The sequence below is a fragment of the Nocardia higoensis NBRC 100133 genome (assembly GCF_000308595.1).
GTDB classification, from domain to species: Bacteria; Actinomycetota; Actinomycetes; order Mycobacteriales; family Mycobacteriaceae; genus Nocardia; species Nocardia higoensis.
Genome location: NZ_BAGA01000163.1, coordinates 1 through 7951, shown reverse-complemented (window position 1 = coordinate 7951; position 7951 = coordinate 1). Strand labels below are relative to the sequence as shown.

General features: G+C 69.0%; 6 protein-coding genes and 2 pseudogenes. 4 read left to right on the top strand and 4 right to left on the bottom strand.

What is annotated here, in order from left to right; all coding sequences use genetic code 11:
- The 4 genes and pseudogenes from ON26_RS27370 to ON26_RS27355 form a co-directional block, all read left to right on the top strand.
- A pseudogene (locus tag ON26_RS27370) lies at positions 1-363 on the top strand (MlaD family protein); the annotation flags it as partial.
- A 17-nt stretch (positions 364-380) separates the two neighbouring features.
- Positions 381-1586, top strand: a complete 1206-nt coding sequence (locus tag ON26_RS27365; RefSeq protein ID WP_245546091.1) for an MlaD family protein — start codon at positions 381-383, stop codon at positions 1584-1586.
- Positions 1583-2539, top strand: a complete 957-nt coding sequence (locus tag ON26_RS27360; RefSeq protein ID WP_040800486.1) for an MlaD family protein — start codon at positions 1583-1585, stop codon at positions 2537-2539. The genes ON26_RS27365 and ON26_RS27360 overlap by 4 nt, the downstream gene beginning before the upstream one ends.
- A gap of 255 nt (positions 2540-2794) precedes the next feature.
- Positions 2795-3295 (top strand): hypothetical protein, encoded by a 501-nt coding sequence (locus ON26_RS27355; protein ID WP_245546090.1) that lies wholly within the window; start codon positions 2795-2797, stop codon positions 3293-3295.
- An 81-nt stretch (positions 3296-3376) separates the two neighbouring features.
- On the opposite strand, the pseudogene ON26_RS27350 reads toward ON26_RS27355, so the two are convergent.
- The 4 genes and pseudogenes from ON26_RS27350 to ON26_RS27335 form a co-directional block, all read right to left on the bottom strand.
- A pseudogene (locus ON26_RS27350) lies at positions 3377-4216 on the bottom strand (oxygenase MpaB family protein); the annotation flags it as partial.
- A 178-nt stretch (positions 4217-4394) separates the two neighbouring features.
- On the bottom strand, positions 4395-5390 hold the full coding sequence (locus ON26_RS27345; protein WP_040800495.1) for an isopenicillin N synthase family dioxygenase: 996 nt from the start codon (positions 5388-5390) through the stop codon (positions 4395-4397).
- Between the two features lie 123 nt (positions 5391-5513).
- Positions 5514-6533: an oxygenase MpaB family protein gene (locus tag ON26_RS27340; RefSeq protein ID WP_083884395.1), complete on the bottom strand. Its 1020-nt coding sequence runs from the start codon at positions 6531-6533 to the stop codon at positions 5514-5516.
- Positions 6534-6778: 245 nt separating this feature from the next.
- Positions 6779-7927 carry a protein kinase family protein gene (locus tag ON26_RS27335; protein WP_040800484.1) on the bottom strand — a complete coding sequence of 383 codons (1149 nt, stop codon included), beginning with the start codon at positions 7925-7927 and terminating at the stop codon, positions 6779-6781.
- Positions 7928-7951: the final 24 nt, after the last annotated feature.

Below are 7951 nucleotides of genomic sequence, written 5' to 3'. Positions count from 1 at the left end.
GACGATCTCGCCTCGGTCCTGCCGCAGCTCAACGACGTGATCAGGATGATCGCCCCCGCCGTGCGGGCCCGCTCCGGCACGGCCGAACTGCCCGCGCTGCTGGCCACCGGCATCGGCTCGGTCACCGAACTCGTCGAGATGACACCCGCCCTCACCGCCGGGTTCGCCGGAACGCGGGATCCCGTCACCGGCGCGACGACGATCCGATACGCCCCGCCCGCCCTCGCTCTGCCCGAAGCCGAGGCCACCCGCGTCTGCGCCGCACTACAGGCCGTCACCGGAGGGCCCTGCCCGGTCTCCGGCCCCGGCGCGGTGCAGGTCTCCATCCCCGCACTGCTCGGCGCGGCGGTGAGCGCCCGATGAGATCATCATTGCGCCCGATGAAATCAGCACTGTGGCAGGCGAAATCGCTACTGCAGCCCAGGAAATCGACGCCACGCCCGACGCGGTCGCCGCTGTGCCCGATGGGATGGCCGCTCGGGTCGGTGAAGTCGCCGTCGAGTACCCGGCCGCGTGGTTCGGTGACCTCGGTCGGCACGGGCTTGCGAGTGCTGGCCCTCGCGCTCACCGTCGCCCTCGGCTCGATCGGCTGTTCCTTCCAGCCCACCGACATTCCGGTGCCCGGCGCCGGTGTCGACGGCCCGACCTACCCGCTGCGCATCGAATTCGCCGACGTGCTCAATCTGCCGCAGGGGGCGAAGGTCATCGCCGACGGCGTGCGCGTGGGGCAGCTGACCGGCCTGACCCTCGTCGACGCCCGCAACGACCGCCCCGGCTTCGTCGTCGCCGATATCGCCGTGCAGGATTCGGTGCGGCTCCCGGCGGGCACCACCGCCGAACTGCGGCAGGAGACGCCGCTGGGCGACGTCCACATCGCGCTCACCGAACCCGAACATCCCGGTCCGGCAACACTCGAGCCCGGCGCGACGATCCCGCTCGCCGACACCGTGCAACCGCCGCTGATCGAGGACATCCTCGCGGCCCTGTCGGTGTTCGTCGGCAGTGGCGCGATCATCGACCTGCAGGACATCGTGCGCACGATGAACGGTGTGCTGCCCGAGGATCCGCGCGACACCGCACGTATCGCCGGCGCCCTCGGAGCCGATCTCAGCGACCTGGCCGGCGACACCGCCGCTGTGGACACCGTGCTCGACGGACTCGAATCGGTGGTCGAGCAGGGCGTGCTCGACAATGCGGTGATCCTCGACGACCTGCTGACCCCGTACGGGGTGCAGCACACCACCGACGCGATCAACACCCAGATCGGCGTCATCTTCGTGCTCACCTCGCTCGGCCCGGTCGGTCCGGCCGTGAGCTGGGTGGCCCCGATCGTGCAATCGCTCGACGCCACCGTCCGGGCGGTGGTCCCGATGCTGTTCGGCAGCGCGCCACTGGACACCTCGGCCCCCTCCACTATGAAGAAGCTGGTCGACCTGCTGCACACCGAGATCATCCCGCTCGCCGAACAGGGCCCGCGCATCGATCTGACCCGCATCACAGTCGCCGATGCTCCGACGGCGATGCCCGAGCAGGAACAGACCGCCCGCGTCATCGACACCCTGCGCATGATCGGGGCGGTGCGATGAACATCCGCACCCTCACCTCGCTGAGCGCCATCGCCGCGGTGCTGGTCTTCGGCATCGCCTACATGAGCATCGGTGTGCTGCACATGGATCCGCGGCGCGACCACATCACCGTGGATCTGCGCCTGGACAACTCCGGGGGTCTGGGCCCCGGCGCGCCGGTCCTGCTCAACGGCATCCAGGTCGGCCGCACCGAGTCGGTCCGCACCCAGGCTTCCGGCGTCCTGGCCCGCCTGCGCATCGACGACCGCTACCGCATCCCGGCCAACGGCGAGGTCCATGTCGACATGCTGTCCGCGCTCGGCGAGCCCTACGTCGGCTTCGAGCCCGACAGCGGGGCCGGCCCCTATCTCGAAGACGGGCAGGTCGTTTCGGCCGATCGCATCCGGATGCCCGCCACCATCACCGCCCTGTCCACCCGTCTGGTCGAACTGCTCGACCAGGTCCGGCCGGAGGTGATGGCGAACCTGGTCGCCACCTTCGACCGAGCGCTCGCCGGCACCGACGCCGCCGTGCAGACCCTGCAACGATCCACCGCCCTGCTGGCGGCGACATTGCTGAGCCGCACCGGCACCCTCCGCCAACTGTTCGACGACATGCAGGCCATGGGCGGCGATATCGACTGGATGGGCCCCTCGCTGGCCGTAGCCGGACCGCTGTTCGGCGAGTTCGGCGTCACCCTCAGCGCGATCGTGCAGAACGGCTCGGTGCTCGTGGAGAGCAGACCCCCGTCGGACTACTTCACCGGTGACGGCGTGGCGCCCTTCCTCACGGAGGTCGAAGCGCTGCTGCGCGAGATCGGCCCCGATATCGCGCCGCTGGGACCGATGCTCGCGCCGGTCGTCACCGACGCGGTGGCGCGCATGCCCGATCTCGACATCGGTGCGCTGCTCGACCAAGCCCTGAACACCGTCGAACCCGATGGCGCCCTGCGCTTCCGGATCACCCTGAAGTGAGAACTCCAGTCTCGGAAAGGACGGAGAATGAGCACGGCAACCGACGAGAAGACACCCCACGGTGCACAACCCGCAGACGACCAGCCTGATAGCGAGGTGAGCGCCGACGGACAGAACACCGATCGGCGGAATGCGGTGGACGAACCGAGCGGCGAGCAGAATTCCGGCAAGCCCACCACCGTCGCCACGGACGCTGCGGAGCGGAATGCTCCTCCCGTCTCCGCGACGACCGGTCCCCGGACCGTATCGATCCGGGTGTCGACCGCACTCACCGCCCTCGCCGTCGTGGCCCTGCTGATCACCTCGGTGACCTCGGCGATCCTGTACGCCTCCGCACGCGGCACCATCGCCGCGACCGAGGCCCGAGCCGCCGACGAGCAGCGCGCCGAACAGATCGCCACGGACTACGCCCTCGGCGCGTCCACCATCGACTACCGCGAGGTCGCCGCCTGGTTCACCCGCCTCAAAGAGGGCACCGCCGCCCCGCTGGCGGCGAAGTTCGACGCGACCGCCCCGCAACTCGAACAGATCCTGCTGCCGCTGCAGTGGACCTCGACCGCCACCCCGCTCTCGGCGACCGTGGTGTCGGAGTCCGGCGGCGTCTTCGAGGTCAACGCCTACCTCACCGTGAATTCCACCAGCGTGCAGAATCCCGACGGCGCACAGACCACCGTCACGTACGCACTCACCATCGACCGCAATGCGGACTGGCAGATCACCGAAGTCGGCGGACTCCAGAACGCCATCCCCCGCTGAGCCGCCGGGCCGCCCGCTCGCCGGAACCGCAGCCGGTGCGCAGGTGGTACACCTCGGCACTCCCGACGGTGCCGCAGTCCGTCAGGAACCGAGCGCGGCGCCGCTCGTCGAGGCCTTCACGGCTTTCGATTCCTTCACGACAGCGGGACCGGGGGCCGCCGCGACCCGTGCGTGCGCCTGGTGGACCTCGATGATCTTGCCGTCCCGGACGCTGTGCAGGAGGACGCGCGCGATGCCGCGCATCAGTGCCTTCCTCGGCCGCGAATACTGCGGTGTGTTCATCAACCGCTGCGCCCAGTCCGGATGCAGGTCCTGCACGATCCAGTACATCAGGCCGACCAGCGGGCGCAGATATCGCGGATGCCGCCAGGGCGCGAGGGGGTTGAGCACTTCGACGGTCGGCATGGTCACACCGAGCAGCGGCAGCGAGTTCTCGAGGTACTCGTACACGCCGGCCCGCGTCGTCGGCACCTCGGAGGCGCCGAGTTCGATTCCCATGCGGGCATATTCGCGGAAGAACTGCTCGAGCCGTTCGCCTCGCAACGGGCGGGGGTGGTACCGCTCGTGGGCGACGGACAGCGCCCAGGCCTGAGTGACGTAGTTCCAGGCCAGCAGGTCGGGATCGCTCGCCCGGTACGGGTGGCCGTCCGGGCGCACGCCCTGCACGCGGTCGTGCATGCCGCGCACCACGCGGGTGACCCGTTCGGCCACCTCGTGCGAGCCGTATGCCACGCCGAGGAAGAACGACAGGGTGTGGCCACCGCGGGAGGCCAGTGCTTCCTTGTCGAAATCGCCCGTCGGCACGCCGTCGACGCGCTCGACAGCACGAGTGTGTTCGTAGCCCATCCACGCCATATCGGGATGCAGCGTTTCTATCATCGCCGCGGCCGCCATCGCGATCTGCACGGTGGGCAGGTGCGAGAATACGTACCAGACGGAACTCTCGGGCCCGAACCAGCCGGGGTCGCCCGCCGGTTCCTGGAATTGTCAGTTTTTGCTCTACCCAATGCGACTCGAATCCGCTGGCGGACAACGCAATAGAGCCGCCGTGTCGCCATGGAAGGATATTCGCTCGCATTGCCATCGCGTGAGACGGCAACTACCGAACCACCGAAGCACGGCCTGCCGGTCGGATGCCGTGGTGCTTCAGCGCGACGTCGGGATGCGCGCGGACCCGTGATTTCCAGGCGTTTTCGCCATAGGTGCCGAAAATCGGATTGTCCGGATCCGCCTCGACACCCCGAGAGCGCGCGGCGAGTTCCGGCGGCAGCGGAACCGGCGGAATGCGCGCGTCCAGTGCGGGGTTCAGGAAATAGGGAATGGAGACCCGGTCGGTCCCGTGCTGCGGTGCGAGCACCCGGTGCCGGGTGGCGCGCAGATAGCCGCCGGTGGCGTACTCGAGCAGCTCGCCGATATTGACGATGAACGCACCCGGCAGCGGTTCGGCGTCGATCCATTCGCCCGTCTCGGTCTCGACCTGTAAGCCCTTCGAACCCGGCTCGACCAGCAGCAGGGTGAGCACGCCGGAGTCCTTGTGCGCGCCCACGCCCTGTTCGGTCTCGGCGCTGCCGGGATAGCGGACCACTTTGATCAGGGTGGCGGGATTCTCGGCGAACGCGGCATCGAAATGGTCCTCCGCCGCGCCGAGCGATACCGACCAGTGCCGCAGCAGCCGGAGCCCGACAGCCGAGAGCAGACCATCCCAGCGCTCGAAGGCGGGCCGGAACTCCGGCAGCGCCGACGGCCACAGATTGGGCCCCTGCAGATGCAGATAACCCACCGCGGCCGGGAGCACCGGACGCTCGGGGCCGATATCGACCTGCTCGCGCCAATCCACCTCGCCGTTGGTGAGTTCCCCGCCGAGGCGGGACCAGCCGCGGAACTGCGGGCTCAGCAGCTGACTGATCTCGCACTTGTCCTCGACGGGCAGCGCGAAGAACGCACGGGCCAGCGCCAGGATGCCGTCGATATCCGCCTCGGGCACGCCGTGTCCGACCAGGTAGAAGAACCCGGCATGGTGGGCGGCTTCGCGCAGCGCGGTGCGGAAGGCGGCGGGGTCGGTGTCGGCGGAGGCGAGATCCAATACTGGCAGCATGTCTTCCACCCTGCCGTCTTCCCGCGGCTCCCGCCAACGACAGCACAGAGCCCCGGCCGTGGCGGTGGATTCCGGGGGCACGGACCGGGGCTCTGTGTCCAGCCGACGCTGCGGCGAGGTCGGCTAGGAGGCGACCACAGCGCCGTTGCGCTTGGCCTTCGACGCCTTCGCTTCGCCGACGGCGGCGAGCGCGGGCGCCGCGGGGGTGGCCGCCGCACGCGCGTGCGCCTGGCGGACTTCCCTGATCTTGCCGTCGCGCACGCTCTGCAGCAGCAGACGGGTGATGGCACGCAGCACCGCCTTCTTCGGGCGCGAGTACTGCGGGGTGTTCATCAGGCGCTGCGCCCAGTCCGGATGCAGGTCCTGCACCGCCCAGTACAGCAGCGCGTACACCGGGCGCTGGTAGACCGGATGCCGCCAGGGCGCCAGCGGGTTCAGCAGATCCACGGTGGGCATGGTGACGCCGAGCATCGGGATCGAATCCTCGAGGTACTTGTACACCCCTGCCCGCGTGGTCGGCACCTCGGAAGCGCCGAGTTCGAGTCCCATCCGGGCGAACTCGCGGAAGAACTGCTCGAGGCGCTCGCCGCGCATCGGCCGCGGGTGGTAGCGCTCGTGGATGGCCGACAGCGCCCAGGCCATGGTGACGTAGTTCCAGGCCAGCAGGTCCGGGTCGCTGGCGCGGTACTCGTGGCCGTCCGGGCGAACGCCGCCGACCCGGTCGTGCATACCGCGCACCACACGGGAGACGCGCTCGGCGACCTCGGTGGAGCCCATGGCGACGCCGAGGAAGAACGACAGGGTGTGGCCGCCGCGCGAGGCCAGGGCGTCCTCGTCGAACTTGCCCGTGGGCACGCCGTTCTTCCGCTCGAGCACGCGCGTGTGCTCGACGCTCATCCAGGCCATGTCCGGATGCAGCGTCTCGATCATCGCCGCCGCGGCCAGGCCGATCTGCACCGTCGGTGTGTGCGAGAACAGGTACCAGACAGCACTGTCGGGCCCGAACCATCCCGGGTCGCCCGCCGGCTCCTCGAATTGCACATTCTTGAAAAAGCGCTCCCGGGTCGGCTGGAAGGCGAGATCGGCGATCCGATCGGAAAAGCTACGGTCCACGGTAATCTCCGAGGCGGTCTTGGTACCCATGATCACAGGCTAACGCGAGTGATTACTCGCATACTAGTCGCGTTCTCTGCAGGGTATAGCGTTGAATAATCTGCAGGCAGACGGCATTTTCGCGCCATCCCGAGCGTTCAACGCGGGACATTCGCTCGCATTGCCATCGCCTAACTGCAGAAGAATTACGGGGGCGTCCGACCGAATTCCGGACGCGCGGGCTCGCCGCCGATCCTTGGACGACCGGCGGCGGCCGCATCACGCGGCGAGCGAACTCATCCGAGCGCCGCGCGAATCACCTTGTCGACTTCCAGATCCTCGACCGTGGCATTGGCGGTGGCGAACCCGAGGTTCACCCGCTCCTCCGGCTGCAGACCGGGCCAGACGACGGGCATGGCGATCGAATCCCAGGCGTCGAACACGAAGAACCGCAATGCCGTCCAGGCCTCGTCGAAGGACGGCGGCTCGGCCACGCCGTACTCGCGCAGCGTCTCGAGGTACAGGCGAAGCAGGGATTCCTCGTTGCCGCGGCGAACCTCGGTGGGGGTCGAGTGGGTGAGCAGGTAGCTGACCTCGCGCAGGCCCGGCCCGCTGTGGATCACCTGCCAGTCGAGCAGTCCGCCGCGCCCGTCCGGCAATCCGAAGGTGTTGGCGCAGTGCGCGTCACCGTGCAGCACCGTCTGCGGCCCGATCTCCCAGCGGGCGTGCAGCGCGCGGTCGTTCTCGTTGGCGAACTCGGCCATCCGGCGTACCGACGGGGGCAGGTCGTGTTCGGGGGCGGCCAGCAGGGTCTTGCGCATCTTGCGGAACTGCCACAGCAGCAGGTCGAAACCGGGGCGCTGGCTTTCCGGCGCGACCCAGGACAGGTCGGTGCGCAGGCGCGGGCTGTTCCAGAAGGTCGCGTGCAGTTGCCCGAGGGCGCGGATCACCGCCTGGACGTGTGCGAGATCGACATCGCGGATGGTGTCGGGGAAGCGCGCGCCCCGCGAAGCCAGATCCTCGAGGACGAGCAGGTGCCGTGCGCCGTGCCCGGCGTGCGCGGCGTACACCGCGGGCGCGGCGTCGGCCGGCAGTTCGGGACGGATCTGCTGGTAGAACGCGACTTCGTTGATCGCCATGTCGAGCGCGGCGACCATCGTACGGTTCTTCGCCGACAGCGGCGTCGACTTGATGAATACCGCGGTGGGCAGCCCCGCGTCCGCACCGACCCGGTTCCACTCCAGGCCCAGGCGTCTGCGGTCGGTCGTCCCGGTCGTCCCGTCCAGCGACCGGACCTTCTCGACCACGGCGCCGGGGGTCTTCGCGGCGAACACGCCGGTCAGCCAGTCGGCGGTGACCGCCGCCGCCGAATGTGGTTTGGGCGCAGGCGCCCACGGCGAGACCGCCAACGCGGTTTCCATCAATGCGCGCGCGGTTCGACGCATGCTGTCACTCCATCATCGAGATAC